Origin of the sequence: Halovivax gelatinilyticus (assembly GCF_024300625.1) — an archaeon.
Classification (GTDB): Archaea; Halobacteriota; Halobacteria; order Halobacteriales; family Natrialbaceae; genus Halovivax; species Halovivax gelatinilyticus.
The window spans coordinates 1221815-1239156 of the sequence record NZ_CP101322.1 but is presented as its reverse complement, the minus strand read 5'-3'; the positions used below and the strand labels follow the sequence as shown (position 1 = coordinate 1239156).

Below are 17342 nucleotides of genomic sequence, written 5' to 3'. Positions count from 1 at the left end.
GGCTCGTGCGAACGCGTTCGTCTCGAACCCGCCGTCACCTCGGTACATCTTTGCCGCCCGACGAACAACCCGCGACCATGAACCACGATCAATCGCGCGCGCTCTACGATCGGGCGCTCTCGGTGATGCCGGGCGGCGTCAACTCGGCCGTCCGGGCGGCGATCGAACCGTACCCGTTCTTCGTCCGCAAGGGCGACGGCGGCCACGTCATCGACGCGGACGACAACCGCTACGTCGACTGGGTGATGGGACTCGGCCCCCTTCTGCTCGGTCACGACATGCCGGAACAGGTTCGGGCGGCGATCCAGCGCACCGCGAGCGAGGGGCCGATGTACGGCGCCCCGACGGAACTCGAGGTCGACCTGGCCGAATTCGTCACCCGGCACGTCCCGAGCGTCGAGAAGATCCGCTTCGTCAACTCCGGCACCGAGGCGACCGTCTCGGCCGTCCGACTGGCCAGGGGACACACCGGTCGGAACAAGATCGTCGTCATGCAGGGCGGCTACCACGGCGCCCAGGAGTCGACGCTCGTCGAGGGCGACGCCGAGAATCCGCGCCCGTCCTCCGCGGGCGTCCCGCAGTCGTTCGCGAAACACACCCTCCCGGTCCCCTTCAACGACCGCGAGGCGATGACCGACGTGTTCGACGAACACGGCGACGACATCGCCGCGGTGCTCACGGAGCCGATCCTCGGCAATTACGGCATCGTCCACCCCGAAGACGGCTACCACGAGTTCCTCCGCGACCTCACCGACGAGCACGGTGCGCTCCTCATCTTCGACGAGGTCATCACCGGCTTTCGCGTCGGCGGGCTCGGCTGTGCGCAGGGTCGATTCGGGATCACGCCCGACCTGACGACGTTCGGCAAGGTCGTCGGCGGCGGCTTCCCCGTCGGCGCGCTCGGCGGACGCGACGAGATTATGGCCGATCTCGCGCCGGCGGGCGAGGTCTTCCAGGCCGGAACGTTCTCCGGCCACCCGGTCACGATGGCCGCCGGTCTCGAGACGCTTCGCTACGCCGCCGAGAACGACGTCTACGAGCACGTCGACCGCCTCGGCGACCAGCTCCGATCGGGGTTAGAAGAGATCGTCGCCGATCAGGCGCCCGAGTACACCGTCGCCGGAACGGCGAGTATGTTCAAAGTGATCTTCACCCGCGACGGACAGCCGCCGCGCAACGCCGGCGACGTCAAACGGGCCGAGACCGACCGCTGGCGGCGCATCTTCTGGGAGTCGATGCTCGAACAAGAGATCTTCCTCTCGCAGAACCAGTTCGAGTGTCAGTTCGTCAGCGCGGCTCACACCGAAGCCGACGTCGAACGAACGCTCGAGGCGTACGCCGAGGCGCTCTGATCGGTGCGTTCGTACGAGGCGACGGTCCTACTCGCCCTCGTCCCGATCGTCCTCGCTGTCCGATCCATCTTCGTCGTCCGTCTCGCTGACGGTATCCGATCCGGTTGCGATTCCGTATTCGCCACCATCGGCGTCGAGTGAGACGGAGAGGTCGGTCGGCGGTTCTTCGCTGGCGGTCGCTCGGATCACGGCTCCCTCCGCGACCATCTGCTGGGCGCACATATCGCCGGCGTCGTCCTGGCGTCGAACCGCCGCCCGGATCGAGAGCGTTCCGTCGTCAACCTCGACTGCGCGGACGGCGAGTTCGTGACAGAGGTCGGACGCCCCGGCCTCGATCGCGACGGCGCTCGTCGTCGAGAAATCGACTCCCTCCAGGAACTCGCGAGCGCGGTCGTCGGCCGGGAGTCCGTCGTGGCCGTCCAGCCAGGACTCGACGTCCCTAGATGAGGTGAAGAGTTCGACGACCGGTCGGTCGGGGTAGCGCGGGTGGGAGTACTGGAGGTACGTGACGTCGTCCAGGTCGCCCTGGGCCTCCATCGACGCGGGTTCGGTCGCCTCGTCGGACTCTTCGGCGCCGTCGTCGTCCGGGTGTCCGTTCGAGCCGTCCGCATCGTCGTCGACGGATCCGTCAGCGCCCGGCGAGTCTCCGTCGTCATCGTCGTCACCGTCGGGCCCGACCTCGCTCAAACAGCCGGCGAGCACCGTGCTTGCGCCGGCAGCACCCGCCAGCAGCCGCCGCCGTGACCAGCTCGTCATACTCGAAGTCGACTCGACGTAGCCCTGAAAGCGTACCGGAAGGTGAAACCGGCGTTTCACCGTGTGACGTGTGCGCCCTGCCGCCGGTTTCCACGATTCGAACCCATGCCGTCGTGACCACGACGCCACGACAGGCTGCGATTCTCCGCCAGGATAACGCCTTTAGTAACGCCGACCCAGGCCACAGCCATGGACGGTACCGGCGCGTTCGACCCCTGGAGCGTTCCGACTCGCGACCTGTACGATCGGATCGGTGCGAGCGACGGGCCGCTGGCGGTCGCGACGGTCGTCGGCGTCGAGGGGTCGGCCTACCGACCGCCCGGCGCGAAGATGGTGCTGGAAGCCGACGGAACCACGTTCGGCGCCGTGACCGCCGGCTGTCTCGAGGGGCCACTCGCCGCGAAAGCGCGATCGATCATCGACGCCGACGACCCGCGAGTCGTCACGTTCGACCTCACCGACGACGGCGAGGGCTGGGGACTCGGGCTCGGCTGCGACGGCGTCGTCGACGTGCTGGTCGAACCCGTCGACGCGCCCTGGCGACGGGTAGCCGAGGCGGTCGCCGACGGGGAGAAACGGGTTCTGGTGACGGCGGTCGACGGCGACGGCTCGATCCCGGTCGGCTCGCGGGCGGTGTGCCGGCCGGTCGATCCGTCGGAAACACCCCACGCTTCGGGCGACGTTTCGATCGTCTCGACGACCCTTCCGGATTCGATACTCGAGTCGATCACTGACGAGATCGAACGCTGTGCGGACGATGGAACCTGGCTCAGACGCGACGTATCGACCGCGGACGGCACCGTCTGCCTGTTCGTCGACGGTCTCTCGCCGCCGGATCACCTGCTCGTCTTCGGTGGTCAGCCCGACGTCAGGCCCGTCGCGAGGCTCGCCAGGGCGGTCGGCTTTCGTGTCACCGTCGCGACGGCGCGCGGCGGCCGGGCAGACCCCGCGAATTTTCCGGCGGCCGATCGGGTCGTCTCCACGCACCCGACCGACCTCGCCTCGCTCGCCGACGAGCGGACGTACGTCGTCTGCATGTCGCACAACTTCGTCGACGACCGGCTGGCGCTCCAGTCGTTGCTCGAAACGCCGGTCCCGTACGTCGGCCTCATGGGGCCGCTATCGCGCTTCGACGACCTTCGAGCGGAACTGAACGCGGAGGGCGTCACCCTCTCACCGGCCGACGAGGCGCGAATCGCCGCGCCCGTCGGTCTCGATCTGGGTGGCGGCGAGCCGATCGAGATCGCGATGAGCGTCGTTTCGGAGGTGCTCGCGGCCAGTAACGACCGCGATGGCGGCCCGCTTACCGAGCGGGAGGGACCGATCCACGACGAGTCGGCGACGGAAGTCGACTGACGTCGAGAGAGCGGCCGACTCAGGAGCGGGATTCGTACGCCAGGCGTAGCGCCGCCAGGTCGGAGACCGTGTCGACGTCGCGTCGAATCCAGGGATCGTCGACCGGGACTCGTGTCACGTCGATCTCGTCGAACAGCGCACGTCCGCCGACGTCACCCGAGAGCGCCGACAGCGCCTCGAACTGACTCGAGGCGAAACAGACCGGGTGTCCGCGTTGGCCGGCGTGCGTTGGAACGACGGCGTCCGGGTGACCGTCCGCGCCGATCGCCTCGAGCACCCGGTTCGTCGTCGCCGGATCGACGCAGGGGACGTCACCCGGGAGGTAACAGATCGCGTCGGCACCGTACGCTCGCGCTCGTCGGGCGGCGAGGGCGACCGACGCGGCCTGGCCCGTCTCGTACGCCGAATGTTCCCGCACCTCGTCGACGACGTCCGAAACGCACGCGGCCACGGCCTCGTCTTCGTGTCCGACGATCGCGACGACGCGATCGATCTCTGAGACCGCGAGCGACGAGGCGGCGCGGCGAACGATCGGCTCCCCGTCGAGTCGGGCGAGAAGTTTGACGTCGGGGGGCGACTCACCGTCGGACCGACCGTCGCCCGTCGCGGCCGCTCGCTCGGCTGGATCGAATCTGGTCCCCTTCCCGGCGGCGAGTACCGCTCCGACGACGTCGGTCATCGTGCGAGCGGTACGGTTTCGGTCGGCGTAGTTCGCTCGGTTCGTCGACTCGGACCGTCTTATGCGTCCGGGACGACCGGTCACCCTTCATTCGGTCTTCTCGCACCTGCCCGATTCATCCGGTTTCCTCGTACCTGACGACGATTTCGTCCGTCGCCCAGCCGGTGTCGAGGGTGACGGCTACGGTCCCCGGTTCGTCGTCGAAGTCGAGCGTCGTCTCGCCGGTTCCGTCGTCGCCGATCGTGACCGTTTCCGGATCGACCGTCGCGGTTTCCGACTCGTTCGTCGAAACCGCGACCGTCTCGTCGGGGTGAGCCGGCTCCGTGACGATCGTCAGGTCGACCGTCGACCGCTCGACGACCCAGACGCCGTCGTCGTCCGTCGCGTTCTCCGGATCGTCCCAGTAGGCGATCCGGTGTTCGAAGGAGAATCGATCGGACGAGCCGCGGACGTCGACCTGAACCCGGTGTTCGCCGGGGTCCAGATCGGCCTCGGCGGTGACTTCGAGGACGGTCCCGACCCGCCAGCGGTCGCCGTCGAGCACCGTCGTCGAGACCGCCCCCGCGTACTGGCCGTCGACCAGGACGTCGAGATCGTCCGACTGGAGCGTCGCGCCGCCGACGTTCTTGACGTAGAGGGTGACGCCACCCGATTCCGACGAGCCGTCGACGTTCGCGTCGGGATCGTAGGCGTCGACCGCCGGATCGTTTACGAGTTCGATTTCGGCGTCGATTCCAGCGGCCGATCGCTCGCCGTCGCGCTCGACAGACTGGCCGAAGAGTGCGGCGTTGGTCACCAGCGAGCCGACGAGCACCGTCGTTACGGCGACGATGGCGACGAAGAAGATCAACTGGACGATCGATTCGCGCACTGGAACGACCTCGTGGGTACGAATCGTGGGGGTGGATCGGCTATAACCCTACTGGCCTCACGTCTCCCCTTCGATGACGCCGACGAACCGCACCTGGACGGTGACGTCGCCGGTCGTCTGGGCGTCGACCCGGTCGCGCAACGCCGAGACGAGCGCCGGATCGGCTTCTCCCGGCGGACCGCCGACCGTGACGACGACGCGCTCGGGCGACTGGAACGGAAAGTCCTCGTCCATGTGGACCTCGAGGTCCAGCAGCTGGTAGGTTTCGTCCTCGTCGAGGACGAGTTCGACCTCCTCGCGGGCGTCCTCTTCGAAGCTGGCGGCCTGGTAGGAGGCGTAGGTGATCCCGCCGAGAAAGAGGGCGAACACGCCGACGACGACCACGAGTCCGAGGACGCGTCGTCGGACACGTTTTTCGGTCGGGCCGAGATCCCAGAGGTGCTCCGGTCGGTAGCCGGCGTACCACAGCGTCACCAGCCCGGCGAGGTTCACCGAGAGCACGTTGACGAACACGAGGACGGTCGCGCCCGTCGCCGCGGCCGGCTGGCCCCACGCGATGGCGATGCCCGCCGCGGCGGCCGGCGGGATGAGCGCCGCGGCGATCATGACGCCGACGAGCGCCACGCCGATGCCCGTCGAGATACTCACCACGCCGGCCACGCCAGCGCCGAGCGCGACGGCGAGTGAAAGCAAGTCGGGTGCCAGCCGTTCGTCTATCTCGGAAACGTCGGCCAGAACGAGTCCCGGCGGGACGATGTTGGTGTAGCGAACGAGGACGGCGAAGACGGCCGCGGCGAGGATCGAGAGGACGACGCCGAGAAACTGATAGCGAATGCTCTGTCGAAACAGCGACTCGTCGTTGAGCACGGAGCCGACGCTCGCGCCGAGGGCGGGACCGATAAGCGGCGCGATGACCATCGACCCGACGACGACCGCCGGGGAGTCTAGCAGCAGGCCGGCCGTCGCGACGACCGCGCTGACGACGGTCAGCGTGACGAAGACGTCGATCGTCGGGGTGAGCGATTGGGCTTCGGTCAGCAGCTCCTGCCGGGAGATCCGTTCGGATTCGACGGAGTCCTCGGAGTACTCCGCTTTGAGCTCTTCGAACCGACGAGAGACGACCGTCTCGGCGTCCAGAACGATGGTGTAAGCGTCGTCGGAGATGCCCTGTTCGCTCAGCGCGTCCAGGACGGGCTCGACCGCCGGTTTCGGCAGCGGGAAGTAGACGACGGCCGTGTACGGATCTGCCGTCACCTCCTCGGTAACGACGTAATCGATGTTGCGATCGTCGAGCGTCGACAGCACCGATTCGCGCGAGCCGTTCGGCACCGCCAGTTGTACGAGACGCACGGTCGTTCGGTTCGACGGGCCGGGGGATGATACTTCTGGTCGCTGTCGACGATCGGTGCGATGCGAGCGAGTCCGCCGGCCGTGACGTCCGCTCTCTCGAACCAGCGAGATAAATTCTCAGATTCTGGAGTAAAATACGGTGAATGTGTCGAGAACCGACGAATAAACTCGTTTCAATCCCCTCGCTGATCCTCAGCCTTTATCATGCGTCAGACTCTCTCACAGGAATATGAACTGGTTGGCTTCGGAACGCGAATACACGGACGACGTAATCGGTGAGACGACGCTCGGTCGGCTGTTCGACGACGCGGCGACGCGTCACACGGACCGCCCGGCCCAGCTGTACAAGGGCGGCGTCTACGATCGAACGCTGACGCGCGATATCCTCCCGAAACCCGCACCCGGCGAGTGGGAGTCGATCACGTACGGCGAGATGCGCGACGTCGTTCGGAAGCTCGCGACGGGCTTTCGGGAACTCGGCGTCGAGGCGGGCGACCGGGTCGGCATCTTCGCCGATACGCGCATGGAGTGGGCCCAGTCGGACTTCGCGCTGCTGTCGGCCGGCGCGGTCGTCACGACGGTGTATCCGGGCTCGTCACCCTCGAAGGTGGAGTACCTGCTGGGGGACGCGGGCGCGGACGCGGTCGTCGTTGAGAACGAGGAGCTCCTGGAGCGGCTGTTGGAGGTCGAAGACGCCCTCGACCTCTCGGTCATCGTCTCGATGGACGCCGTCGAGGGCTACGACCGACCCGACCTCCACTCGCTGGCCGACGTCTACGAATTGGGCGCCGAGGCGTTCGATCCCGACGCCTACGAGGGCTGGCTCGACGAGCCGGCGATGGACGACCTCGCGAGTCTCATCTACACGAGCGGGACGACCGGCAAGCCGAAGGGCGTCCAGCTCACCCACCGGAACTTCCGGTCGAACGTCAATCAGATCCGAAAGCGCGTGGCGCGTCGTCCCGACACGCCCGCCGACGTGCCGTCGATCAACGAGGAGACCCGCGTCGTCTCGTACCTCCCGCTCGCGCACGTCTTCGAGCGGACGGGCGGTCACTTCCTGCAGTTTGCCAGCGGGGCGAGCGTCGCCTACGCCGAGTCGCCGGACACGCTCCAGGAGGATTTCGCGGCCGTTCGGCCGACGAGCGCGACCAGCGTTCCACGCGTTTACGAGAAGATCTACGACGCCATTCGCGAGCAGGCCAGCGAGTCGTCGGTCAAACAGCGCATCTTCGAGTGGGCGGTCGACGTCGGCGTTCGCTACCAGGACGCCGACTCGCCGGGGACGATCCTCGAAACCAAACGTAAAATAGCGGATAAGCTCGTCTTCTCGACGGTTCGCGACGCGCTCGGGGGCAACATCGAGATGCTCATCAGCGGCGGCGGGAGCCTCTCGCCCGAACTGGCGAAGCTCTACCACGCGATGGGGCTGCCGATCTACGAGGGCTACGGCCTCACCGAGACGTCGCCGGTCGTGACGGTGAACCCGCCCGCGGCTCCGAAGATCGGGACGATCGGGCCGCCGGTCGTCGACATGGAGACGGGAATCGATCCGAGCGTCGTCGAAGACGGCGCCTTCGCCGACGATCCGGGCGAGGTGGGCGAACTCGTCGTCCGCGGGCCGAACGTCAGCGACGGCTACTGGAACCGACCCGGGGCGACCGATCGGGCGTTCACCGACAAGCCGCCGAAATCGATCCAGGGTGAACTCGAACACCCGGAGCGGGCGGGGCTGTGGTTCCGAACGGGCGACATCGTTCACCGCCGACCCGACGGCTACATCGAGTTCCGCGAGCGCGCAAAGCAGATCCTCGTCCTCTCGACGGGCAAGAACGTCGCGCCGGGGCCGATCGAGGACGCCTTCGCGGCCAGCCAGGTCGTCGAACAGTGCATGGTGGTCGGCGACGGTCGAAAGTTCGTCTCCGCGCTGCTCGTCCCCAACCTGGAGCACGTCCGGGAGTGGGCCGAGGGCGAGGGAATCGACCTCCCCGGGGATTCCAGGGAGGTCTGTGCCGACGACCGGGTCCGCGAGTACGTCGGCGCCGAGGTCGAACGCGTCAACGCGGACTTCGAACCCCACGAGACGATCAAGAAGTTCCGACTCGTCGGCGAGGAGTTCACCGAGGAAAACGACCTCATGACGCCGACGATGAAGAAGAAACGCCGGACGATCACCGAGCGCTTCGCCGACCGCATCGAGGAGATGTACGTGGAGACGTAGAATTGCGCGCGGCCGTACCGTCTCACTCTCGCGACGGCTCGCGTTCGATCGCCGACCGTAGACTTTCGCCGAGTCGTTTTCCGCCGATTATACTCTCTCGGAGTACCGGCGCCCCGTCGTAGAGCCAGACGCAGACGACGAGCACGGACAACCCCACCTGCGCCAGCACGTACGTCGACGGATCGCCGGCCGAGAGCTCCGCCCGGTACTGCCCGAAGTGGTGCAGAAACTGGTCCTGAAATCCCTGCCCGTGACCGAAATCAACGCCGCGTTCGACCGGCCAGAGGAGGATGCCGGGATCGTAGACCCCGCCTCGCACGTAGCCGTCGACGACGTCCGCCGGCAGGTGGAGCAGGTAGCCGATCCCGAAGGCGATCCCCGCCCGCGTCCGACCGAAGCGTCTCGCCAGCAATCCGATCGCGATCGAGAGCGGGATCGCGAAGAAGATCGAGTGACCCAACGCGTAGCCGCTCTCGAAGACGCCGTACTCCCAGGCGAGCGGCTTATCGATCAGATCCGGGAGGACGGAGGCGAAGACGACGGCGATCGTTTCGAGTCCGCCCGGCGAGTCGCGCAAGAAGAGGTGACAGAATAGCGAGTACGCGAGGTAGCCGATGATCACGTGTTCCCACGGCCACATTGCTCGACGCTTCGTGGGCGAGGCCGTTGTAATGAGACAGCTACTCCCCTGAAGGGTATCCGTTCCGCTCGGGCGTGTCACCTCCTCGTCCCAGAAACCGGTACGGTTTTGCGAGTTCGGGTGCCAGGCTGAGTCATGCGACACGTCCCGGGACCACTGCTGACGATCGATCTCGACTCCCGCACGACGGAGACGGAGCCGATCGACGACGTCGCGGCCGAGTTTATCGGCGGACGCGGCGTCGGTACGAAGCTGGCACACGACCGGATTCCGTTCGACGTCGACCCGCTCGGGCCCGAGAATCGGATCTACTTCGCGACGGGGCCGATGCAGTACTCGACGATGAGCTTCACCGGTCGGATGTCTGCGACGAGCGTCTCGCCGCTTACCGGCGGATTGCTCTCGTCGAACGCCGGCGGCTTCCTCTCGCGTAACTTCACGGCGACCGGCTACGCGGCCGTCGAGGTCGTCGGCGAGAGCGACGAGCTGATCGTGATTCACGTCACCGACGACGGCGTCGAGTTCGAGGCCGTTCCCGACCTCGACGGAGCCACCACCGACGAGGTGTGTGCGTGGGCCGAGGCCGAACACGAGATGGACGAAGATCAGCTGTTACACGTCGGCCCGGCGGGCGAGAACCTGGTTCGCTTCGCCTCGATCATGACCTCCGCGAGTCGGGCGTTCGGTCGCGGCGGGCTGGGTGCCGTCCTCGGCTCGAAGAACGTCAAGGCGATGACCTTCGACGGCGATTCGACCGCCGAGGTCGAGATCCCGCCGCTACAGATGGACGTCCACAGCGAGGCCGCCCAGGCCGACCACCCGATGAAAGAAGCCGGGACGACGTCGGTCACCGAGTACGCGAACTCCGTCGAGGCGCTCCCGACGTACTACTTCTCCGAGCGGTCTTACGACGACGTCGAGTCGATCTCGGGCGATCGCGTCGCCGAGAAGAAGTACAAGAAGGGGACCTGTTCGGCCTGCGCCTTCGCCTGTAAACTCCCGACGAGGGACGAAGAACGCGGCGTCGAGACCGAGGGGCCGGAGTTCGAGACCAACATGGCCTTCGGCTCGAACGCCGGCATCGACGACATCGTCGACGTGATGCAGGCGAACGAACTCTGCGACCAGTTCGGGATGGACACCATCTCCTGTGGCGACGTCGTCTCCGCGTACCTCGCGAGCGAGGACGCGTTCGGCGACGCCGACCTGCTCTTCGAAACCGTCGAAAGAATAGCCCACCGGGAGGGAATCGGCGATACGCTCGCCGAGGGGATCGACCGCTGTCACGACGAACTCGGCGTCGAAAACTGGAGCGTCAAGGGTCTCGAGTTCGCCGCCCACGACGGTCGAGCCCTGCACGGGCAGGGGCTGGCATTCGCCACGTCGAACCGCGGCGCCGACCACATGTACGCCGAGTTCTACCCCTACGAGTACCCGCTCGTCCGCGAGGGCGCGATGGACAAGGAGGGACTCGAGGGCAAGCCGCCGAAGATCGCCGAAAAAGAAAACATCAACGCGATCAAAGACAGCGCCGTCTTCTGTAAGTTCTCGCGGGACTTCCTGACCGAAGAGCGCATCGAGGAGTTGCTCGACGCCGAGTACGACGCCCTGCTCGAGATCGGGGCCGAGATCGTCACGATGGAGCGCCACTTCAACAACCAGCGCGGTTTCGACCGGGCCGACGACGCGCTCCCCTACGACTTACCCGACTTCGAGACCGCCCTCTCCGAGTACTACGAGGTGCGCGGCTGGAACGACGACGGCACGGTGCCGACCGACGCCGTCGGTGAGGGCGGGGCCGGGGCGACGGCCGAGGACTGAAACGGACGCCTTCTATCGCCGAACGACCGGACGTCGACCGACGTTCGATATCAGACCAGTTCTTCGATCGCGTTCGTGAGCACCGACGCCGTCCGCCCACAGTCTTCCCAGTCGGTCCACTCGCGCGGATTGTGCGAGATACCGTCTCGGGAGGGCGCAAAGAGCATTCCTGCGTCGGTGATCCGCGAGACCCGCATCGCGTCGTGGGCCGCTCCCGAGTGCATCGACAGCACCTGGACGACGGCCGCGTCCGCTCCCGCCCGGAGCGCGTCCTGACACACGTCGCTCATCGGTGCCGGATCGACGTCGAGGGTCCGGTCGAACGATGTCTCGACGCCTCGAGACGACTCGATTTCGCCGAGCGCGTTGGCCAGCGCGTCGAAGATGCGCTCCATCGACTCGCGCTCGACGTCGCGAACGTCGACGCCGAGTTCGACGTGACCGGGAACGACGTTCGTCGCGTTCGGGCCGACGGAGAGCTTCCCGACCGTGGCGACGGCCGTGTTCTCGCCAGCGTCCGCCTCGCTCTGGCCGACCCGCTCGACCACGCTGATGAACTCGCTCGCCGCGGCCAGGGCGTCTCGGCGGTCGTCCATGGCCGTCGCGCCGGCGTGATTCGCCTCGCCTTCGAACGTGACGGTCGCCTGGGCGATGCCCGTCACCGTCGTGACGATACCGGCGGCGACGCCCGCGTGCTCCAGCCGCGTATCCTGTTCGACGTGGAGTTCGAGGAAGCCCGCCCACTCGCTCGCGTCGACGACGTCCTCGCCGCGGTAGCCGATCGAGTCGAGCGCGGATTCGAGCGAAACGCCGTCGTCGTCTTCGAGCGAGAGCGCCCCCTCGGGATCGAGTTGCCCGGTCGCGACGGCCGATCCGAGCATCCCGCCGCCAAAGCGCGATCCCTCCTCTTCGGTGAACGAGACGACGCCGACCGGCCGCGCCGGTTCGACGCCGCGCTCCTGGAGCGACCGGACGGCTTCGAGCGCGGCGTAGACGCCGAGCGGACCGTCGAAGATGCCGCCCTCGGGGACCGAGTCGAGGTGGCTCCCCGCGACGATCGGAGCGGCGTCGGGATCGGCACTCTCTGGCACCCAGCGCCCGAACACGTTTCCGACGGCGTCAACCGAGACGTCGAGGCCGGCGTCGTCGAGCCGGCCGACGAATCGATCGCGCGCCTTCCGGTTGGCCTCGGTGCCCGTGAGTACCGTCCGCCCGCGGCCGACGTCGGTGTCGATCTCGCCGAATGCCGCGTTGGCGTCGATGTCCCTGCGGAGTCGATCCTCGTCGACGATCATACGAGTCGTTGGAGGCGGGTAGTATAGACGATTGGGGAGGTGGCGAACCGACCCCGTGATCGGGGGAACCGACCTCCCGTCGCCCGAGTTACGGTCACTCGATTCGAACGCGTGACGGGCGAACGGAGACGTGTATCACGGCGAGGAGGGTGCCGAGCGCGATCGCCGCGAGTGCGACGGCCGCCGCGGCGGTCAGTCCTTCGAGGTGGCGGGCGCTCAGGCCGGCCACCGGAACCACCACCGCCGACAGGACCGCGACGGCGACCGGCGGGGCGCGGAGTCGACGCCAGTGGGTCACCGGCGACGGCTCGTCGGCCACCACCGAATCCGTCACAGATCCACGCTCCTTGCGGGTGAGCGCCGACGTAACCGGCGCTGCGTCCGATCGCGAAACGACGAGCCACCGCGGTTCGTCGAGCCCCGCACGCCCCTGAAGCCGAACGAGAACCAGCGACCCGACCGTGAGCCGCTGACAGCCGGCCACCGACGAGAGCCGCCGCGTCCGTGAACCGTAGCGGAGCCGATCATCAACCGGGTCGATCTCGCCGCCGGTGCTGGCACCCTCGAGGAGCGAAAACGAGACGGCACCGACCAGGCCGGCACCGAGGGCGAGGAGGACGATCGACTCGCCGAGTAGGGCGTATCCACCCAGGTACAGCACCGCGCCGGCGATCAGCGTCCCGCCGAGGGCGACCAGTTCTGGGTGATCACTCTCTCCGGACGTTCGCCCGAGCGTCGACGCCGCCGCGGCCACCTCGCCGTCGAGGCCGGTCAGCCATTCCCGATCTGAGTCGATCCACGCGAGAACGCGAGCGAGGAGGATCGCCACCGTGACGAACCCCGCGATCGGTCCGATCGACGTCGCGCCGACCGCCGACGCGCACAGGAGTCCGGTCCCGACGAGCGCCCAGCCGTCGACCAGCCCCACCTGACTCAGGTGGAGGCATCTGACCGTTCGGTCGGTCGCGGGGTCGATCCGCCAGGCCACCGGCTCGCTCATCGGACGGAACTCCTCACGCGGACGGGATGAGTCTCCCGGCCCGGGGCGGTCACACGTCGTGCGTTCCCCGTACAGAATCCGTTCTCAGTTCTCGTCGTCCCCCTCCCAGTCGACGTCGACGTCGTCCCACGCGTCGTCTTCGTCAGCGTAGGATCGATTTTCCCAGTAGTCGTCGCCGGCGTGCGTTTCCGGCCCGTCGCCGCCCCGCGTGGCGGCCGGCCGTTCGTCGGCGGGCCCGAGCCCTTCGCCCTGCCTGGAAGGGTGAATCTCGAACGCTCGCTCGCGGTGTGGATCCGTCGACGGATCGTACGACTGTTCGCTCCGGGTGAGAATGTAGAGAATCAACCCGTAGACGGGGATCAATCCGACGATCGCCGTCCACTTGCGCCGGTCCATCCCGACGTCGCCGGCGTCGTAGTAGGTAAAGCCGGCGAGCAAGAGCTGGACGAAGACGGGGATGGCGACGAGTGCGACGAGCAGGAGGTCGACCATGGGCGACCTACGGTGGCCAGGACGAAAACGGTGGCCCCGATTCCCGCGCGGTCGAATCCGCTCACTCGACGACGAAGTCGATCGCCGCGCCTTGCCCGAAGCCGACGCAGAGCGTCGCCAGGCCGCGGCCGCCGCCGCGTCGCTGTAGTTCGTGGATCAGCGTGACCGGGAGCCGAGCGCCCGAGGCGCCGAGCGGGTGGCCGATGGCGATGGCGCCGCCGTTGACGTTGAATATCTCGGGGTCGATGCCGAGTTCGTCGCGGGCGTAGACGCTCTGGCTGGCGAACGCCTCGTTGAGTTCGACGAGGTCGTAGTCCTCGATGTCGCGACCGGTGCGTTCGAGCAGGCCCTGCGTCGCCGGGACGGGTCCGATGCCCATCACGGTCGGATCGACGCCGGCGACGTTGTTGTCGCCGACTGTGGCCATGATCTCGAGGCCGTGGTCTTCGGCGAACGCTTCGCTCGTGACGAGGACCGCCGCGGCACCGTCGGAGATCTGCGAGGCGTTGCCCGCGGTGACGGTGCCGTCGCCGAGGAAGACCGAGGGGAGTCCGGCGAGCTTTTCGGCCGTCGTCCCCGGCCTGAGCCCCTCGTCCTCGGTGACCGTTCCCTCCTCGGTCTCGATCGGGACGATCTGGTCGTCGAAGCGACCCTCTTCCGTCGCCGCGACGGCGCGCTGCTGGCTCTTGGCGGCGTACTCGTCTTGAACCTCGCGGGGGACGTCGTACCGTTCGGCGACCTCCTCGGCGGTCATTCCCATCATCAGGTCGGTGACGACGTACTCCTCGGCGAGTCGGGGGTGAAGGTCACGCTCGCCGCCTTGCATCGGTACGCGTGACATGTTCTCGACGCCGCCGGCGATGATGCACTCGCGCTGGCCGGCGCGGATCGCGTCCGACGCGGAGATGATCGCCTGCATCGAGGAGGCACACCACCGGTTGATCGTCGTCGCGGGGACGCTCTCGCCGAGACCGGAGAGCAACGCGATCACCCGGGCGATGTTGTTGTCCTGTTCGCCGCGCTGGCCCGCGACGCCCCACATGAGGTCGTCGACGTCGTCGCCGGTGAGTCCGGTCTCTTCCAGGATGTCGGATATCAGCGCGATCGAGAGATCCTCGCTTCGAACGTCGGCGAAGACGCCGCCGTCCTTTCCCTGTGGCGTTCGTACGGCCCGTGCGATCACTGGGGTCTGGCTCATATTCGGACGAACGTCCGTCACGGACTTAAATGACCGTAGAACCGCTGGGGATGCGAGCGGAGTTTACGAGAGTGGGTCCCGAGCGTGACCGACCGCCATCTCCGAACCCTGTTACAATCACTATCGCGTGATGGCTGTTTGTTATAATTGTTTAAATATATAATAGCCAAAGAACTTAAGCGGTGAATACATACCTGGTCCTATGCGCTCTACTGATGCGGGAAGACGAAGTCGCCGTCACGTTCTTCGATCGATCACGGCCGGTGCGGGCGTACTCGCCGGCGCGAGTACGTTCGCCGCGGCGACGGAAGATGGAGGAGACGAGCCCGACCCGGAGGACGGATGGGCGTGGTAGCGCCGCTCGATACGGTCGACGCGAACCGGCTGGTGTCACCGTTCGACACGGCCCGTTCGAACCGTTGATTCGGAGCGGTCGTCGTCGTTCGCTGTCCAGTACGAAAACGAGGTCGATGACCGGCAGGTTGTCGAACCGCTCGAGACTCCCGGAGGGACAGCCTTATTTCGAGGGTTTGGCAATGAGTGGCCATGAAGGATCGTACCCAGTCGGACGACCGTGAGTCGGATCGGACGTCCGGCGACGAGGCCGACGGATCTGAAGGCCGCACCCCGTCGGGCGGTCGCACTCGCGGTGAGAGCGGCAGTGACACCGCCGAGGAACCGACTCCCGTCGATTCGGGGCCCGGTGAGCGGTCGACGGACGGAGCCGACGCGGACGCCAGCCCGTCGGACGCGTCGAACGCCGACGATGACGGCGCCCGGGAGGAGGGCGACGATCCCGCTTCGACCTCGACCGACGCGTCGCGATCCGGTGACGACGGTCCGGCGACCGAGTCGGAATCCGATTCGAACGCCTCCGATACACCGATGCCGGGCGTCCCGGACCCGGACAAGACCGTCCCGGAGGACGTCCGGAAGTACGAGCGATTCAAGAAGATGGACGGCGCACAGTACGAGCGGGTCAACGAGTTTCTCCGGGACCGGACCTACATCACCGCTCGCGAGTGGGCCATCGCCCGCCTGTGTGCGGACTTTCGAACCGAGACCGGCGTCGAGATGACGAAGATCGGCGAGAATCTTCCATCGCTCGTCCCCTTCATGACCGATACGTACACGCCCCAGGCGGTCAACCAGGCCAGATCGTCGTTCGACGACAAAGTCCGGAAAGCGGGCGCGACCTTTCTCTACGGCGCGATGTGTGACTTCTACGCCGCCGAGGAACTCGACGACGTCATGTACGAGGTGACCGAGGTCTCGAAGTTCTTACTCGAAGTCGAGGGGGTCGACCTCGCCGTCGAGGACGAACTCGAGGCCGAAGAGCGCATCTCGAGCGTGATGCGCGAGGTCCGTGAAGCGAGCAAGGCGCTCCGAGAGGAGGAAACGCTCCTCGAAGCCGACGCAAGCGACGACGAGTCGGTCGACGGCACTGACGACTCCGATGAGGGCCGCGAGGACGGACCCGACGCCGGCGACGACGAGTCGGTCGACGAGCGAACCGACGTCGACGAATCAAGCGACGGCGAACCTCCAGTCGACGACTCGGACGCAGATACTGCGGATACGGCCGACGAACTCGACGACGGAGAGACGGCAGACGACCGGGACGACGACGGTGAATCGACCGCCGAACCGGAGTCATCGCCGTAGTCGCGTCGGCGCGTCTGCCGACCGGGCCGCCGCTGAGCAGTTCGCCCACCGTGCGGGCCGTCGGTGTCCGCGCGCTACCCGTCCGCGTCGAACAGTGACGGGTCGTCGTGAACGAACGTGAGCCAGTCGTCACCGTCAGTCGATCGAAGACGCACCTGTAGCTCGCCCGCCTCGTTCGCCCGCGAGAGGGCGTTTTCGGCCTCTTCCCGTCGGTAGTAAAGCGACAGAACGATCGCCCGCTCGGTCGGCTCGTCGAGTTCGACGAGCACGAGGAAACTCCCGGCGTCGACGGGACGCTGGTAGACCTCCGCGGCGCCGAACGTTCGATCGGAGACGAGCGATTCGAGCGCCTGAACCCGGTTGCCATCCGCCAGTATCGCGAATCCGCCGCCGTCGTCGTCCGCCCACGGGACGACGTCGATCGGATCGACCCGTTCGACGGTCCACCCCTCCGCGCGATACTCCGACGCGATCGCTTCGGCGTCGCCGAGCAACTCCGCCCACGGTTCGGTCTCCGCCCGATCGATATCGGCCCGGTCGGTACCGCTGTCGCCGGACTCCGGCTCGCCGTCCGGTGGCCGCTCGTCGGTCACGCCAATCCGTCGCGGGTACGTCGCGACTCCATGCCCTAGGCGGCGGTCTCTGC

At 67.1% G+C, this 17342-nt stretch carries 15 protein-coding genes and 1 pseudogene; 6 read left to right on the top strand and 10 right to left on the bottom strand.

Going from position 1 to position 17342, the window contains the following annotated elements:
- Positions 1 to 77: 77 nt before the first annotated feature.
- Positions 78 to 1352, top strand: a complete 1275-nt coding sequence (gene hemL, locus NKH31_RS06110; RefSeq protein ID WP_254864243.1) for a glutamate-1-semialdehyde 2,1-aminomutase — start codon at positions 78 to 80, stop codon at positions 1350 to 1352.
- Between the two features lie 27 nt (positions 1353 to 1379).
- Here hemL and NKH31_RS06105 read toward each other — a convergent pair whose 3' ends face one another.
- Positions 1380 to 2108, bottom strand: coding sequence for a hypothetical protein (locus tag NKH31_RS06105; protein WP_254864242.1), 729 nt, complete (start codon positions 2106 to 2108; stop codon positions 1380 to 1382).
- 189 nt (positions 2109 to 2297) lie between these two features.
- Here NKH31_RS06105 and NKH31_RS06100 point away from each other — a divergent pair, with 189 nt between their 5' ends.
- Positions 2298 to 3464, top strand: a complete 1167-nt coding sequence (locus tag NKH31_RS06100; RefSeq protein ID WP_254864241.1) for an XdhC family protein — start codon at positions 2298 to 2300, stop codon at positions 3462 to 3464.
- 19 nt (positions 3465 to 3483) lie between these two features.
- On the opposite strand, the gene NKH31_RS06095 is transcribed toward NKH31_RS06100, so the two are convergent.
- The 3 genes from NKH31_RS06095 to NKH31_RS06085 form a co-directional block, all read right to left on the bottom strand.
- A complete protein-coding gene (locus tag NKH31_RS06095; protein ID WP_254864240.1) occupies positions 3484 to 4143 on the bottom strand; it encodes a nucleotidyltransferase family protein in 660 nt (219 codons plus the stop codon).
- 115 nt (positions 4144 to 4258) lie between these two features.
- On the bottom strand, positions 4259 to 5014 hold the full coding sequence (gene arlG / locus NKH31_RS06090; RefSeq protein WP_254864239.1) for an archaellum stator protein ArlG: 756 nt from the start codon (positions 5012 to 5014) through the stop codon (positions 4259 to 4261).
- 57 nt (positions 5015 to 5071) lie between these two features.
- Positions 5072 to 6364, bottom strand: coding sequence for a TIGR00341 family protein (locus tag NKH31_RS06085; protein WP_254864238.1), 1293 nt, complete (start codon positions 6362 to 6364; stop codon positions 5072 to 5074).
- Positions 6365 to 6593: 229 nt separating this feature from the next.
- Here NKH31_RS06085 and NKH31_RS06080 point away from each other — a divergent pair, with 229 nt between their 5' ends.
- Positions 6594 to 8585 (top strand): AMP-dependent synthetase/ligase, encoded by a 1992-nt coding sequence (locus tag NKH31_RS06080; RefSeq protein ID WP_254864237.1) that lies wholly within the window; start codon positions 6594 to 6596, stop codon positions 8583 to 8585.
- 22 nt (positions 8586 to 8607) lie between these two features.
- On the opposite strand, the gene NKH31_RS06075 is transcribed toward NKH31_RS06080, so the two are convergent.
- Positions 8608 to 9225, bottom strand: a complete 618-nt coding sequence (locus NKH31_RS06075; protein WP_254864236.1) for a metal-dependent hydrolase — start codon at positions 9223 to 9225, stop codon at positions 8608 to 8610.
- A 135-nt stretch (positions 9226 to 9360) separates the two neighbouring features.
- Between NKH31_RS06075 and NKH31_RS06070 the strand changes: the two genes are divergently transcribed.
- Entirely contained in the window at positions 9361 to 11046 is a 1686-nt protein-coding gene (locus tag NKH31_RS06070) for an aldehyde ferredoxin oxidoreductase family protein (protein ID WP_254864235.1), read from the top strand.
- 50 nt (positions 11047 to 11096) lie between these two features.
- Here NKH31_RS06070 and NKH31_RS06065 read toward each other — a convergent pair whose 3' ends face one another.
- From NKH31_RS06065 to NKH31_RS06050, 4 genes are all read right to left on the bottom strand, one after another.
- Positions 11097 to 12341 (bottom strand): M20 family metallo-hydrolase, encoded by a 1245-nt coding sequence (locus NKH31_RS06065; RefSeq protein WP_254864234.1) that lies wholly within the window; start codon positions 12339 to 12341, stop codon positions 11097 to 11099.
- A 94-nt stretch (positions 12342 to 12435) separates the two neighbouring features.
- A complete protein-coding gene (locus NKH31_RS06060; RefSeq protein ID WP_254864233.1) occupies positions 12436 to 13341 on the bottom strand; it encodes a hypothetical protein in 906 nt (301 codons plus the stop codon).
- Between the two features lie 84 nt (positions 13342 to 13425).
- On the bottom strand, positions 13426 to 13833 hold the full coding sequence (locus NKH31_RS06055; RefSeq protein ID WP_254864232.1) for a hypothetical protein: 408 nt from the start codon (positions 13831 to 13833) through the stop codon (positions 13426 to 13428).
- A gap of 61 nt (positions 13834 to 13894) precedes the next feature.
- Positions 13895 to 15031, bottom strand: a complete 1137-nt coding sequence (locus tag NKH31_RS06050) for a thiolase family protein (protein WP_254864231.1) — start codon at positions 15029 to 15031, stop codon at positions 13895 to 13897.
- A 202-nt stretch (positions 15032 to 15233) separates the two neighbouring features.
- Between NKH31_RS06050 and NKH31_RS06045 the strand changes: the two genes are divergently transcribed.
- Positions 15234 to 15386, top strand: coding sequence for a hypothetical protein (locus NKH31_RS06045; protein ID WP_254864230.1), 153 nt, complete (start codon positions 15234 to 15236; stop codon positions 15384 to 15386).
- 191 nt (positions 15387 to 15577) lie between these two features.
- Positions 15578 to 16432 (top strand): annotated as a pseudogene (locus NKH31_RS17810) (DUF5806 family protein); the annotation flags it as partial.
- Positions 16433 to 16770: 338 nt separating this feature from the next.
- Here NKH31_RS17810 and NKH31_RS06035 read toward each other — a convergent pair.
- Positions 16771 to 17289 carry a DUF7529 family protein gene (locus NKH31_RS06035; RefSeq protein WP_254864228.1) on the bottom strand — a complete coding sequence of 173 codons (519 nt, stop codon included), beginning with the start codon at positions 17287 to 17289 and terminating at the stop codon, positions 16771 to 16773.
- Positions 17290 to 17342: the final 53 nt, after the last annotated feature.

Bases quoted from the DNA above. Each gene is read 5' to 3' on its own strand.
- hemL (WP_254864243.1), top strand. From the start codon at position 78: ATGAACCACGATCAATCGCGCGCGCTCTACGATCGGGCGCTCTCGGTG.
- NKH31_RS06105 (WP_254864242.1), bottom strand. From the start codon at position 2,108: ATGACGAGCTGGTCACGGCGGCGGCTGCTGGCGGGTGCTGCCGGCGCA.
- NKH31_RS06100 (WP_254864241.1), top strand. From the start codon at position 2,298: ATGGACGGTACCGGCGCGTTCGACCCCTGGAGCGTTCCGACTCGCGAC.
- NKH31_RS06095 (WP_254864240.1), bottom strand. From the start codon at position 4,143: ATGACCGACGTCGTCGGAGCGGTACTCGCCGCCGGGAAGGGGACCAGA.
- NKH31_RS06080 (WP_254864237.1), top strand. From the start codon at position 6,594: ATGAACTGGTTGGCTTCGGAACGCGAATACACGGACGACGTAATCGGT.
- NKH31_RS06075 (WP_254864236.1), bottom strand. From the start codon at position 9,225: ATGTGGCCGTGGGAACACGTGATCATCGGCTACCTCGCGTACTCGCTA.
- NKH31_RS06070 (WP_254864235.1), top strand. From the start codon at position 9,361: ATGCGACACGTCCCGGGACCACTGCTGACGATCGATCTCGACTCCCGC.
- NKH31_RS06065 (WP_254864234.1), bottom strand. From the start codon at position 12,341: ATGATCGTCGACGAGGATCGACTCCGCAGGGACATCGACGCCAACGCG.
- NKH31_RS06060 (WP_254864233.1), bottom strand. From the start codon at position 13,341: ATGAGCGAGCCGGTGGCCTGGCGGATCGACCCCGCGACCGACCGAACG.
- NKH31_RS06055 (WP_254864232.1), bottom strand. From the start codon at position 13,833: ATGGTCGACCTCCTGCTCGTCGCACTCGTCGCCATCCCCGTCTTCGTC.
- NKH31_RS06050 (WP_254864231.1), bottom strand. From the start codon at position 15,031: ATGAGCCAGACCCCAGTGATCGCACGGGCCGTACGAACGCCACAGGGA.
- NKH31_RS06045 (WP_254864230.1), top strand. From the start codon at position 15,234: ATGCGCTCTACTGATGCGGGAAGACGAAGTCGCCGTCACGTTCTTCGA.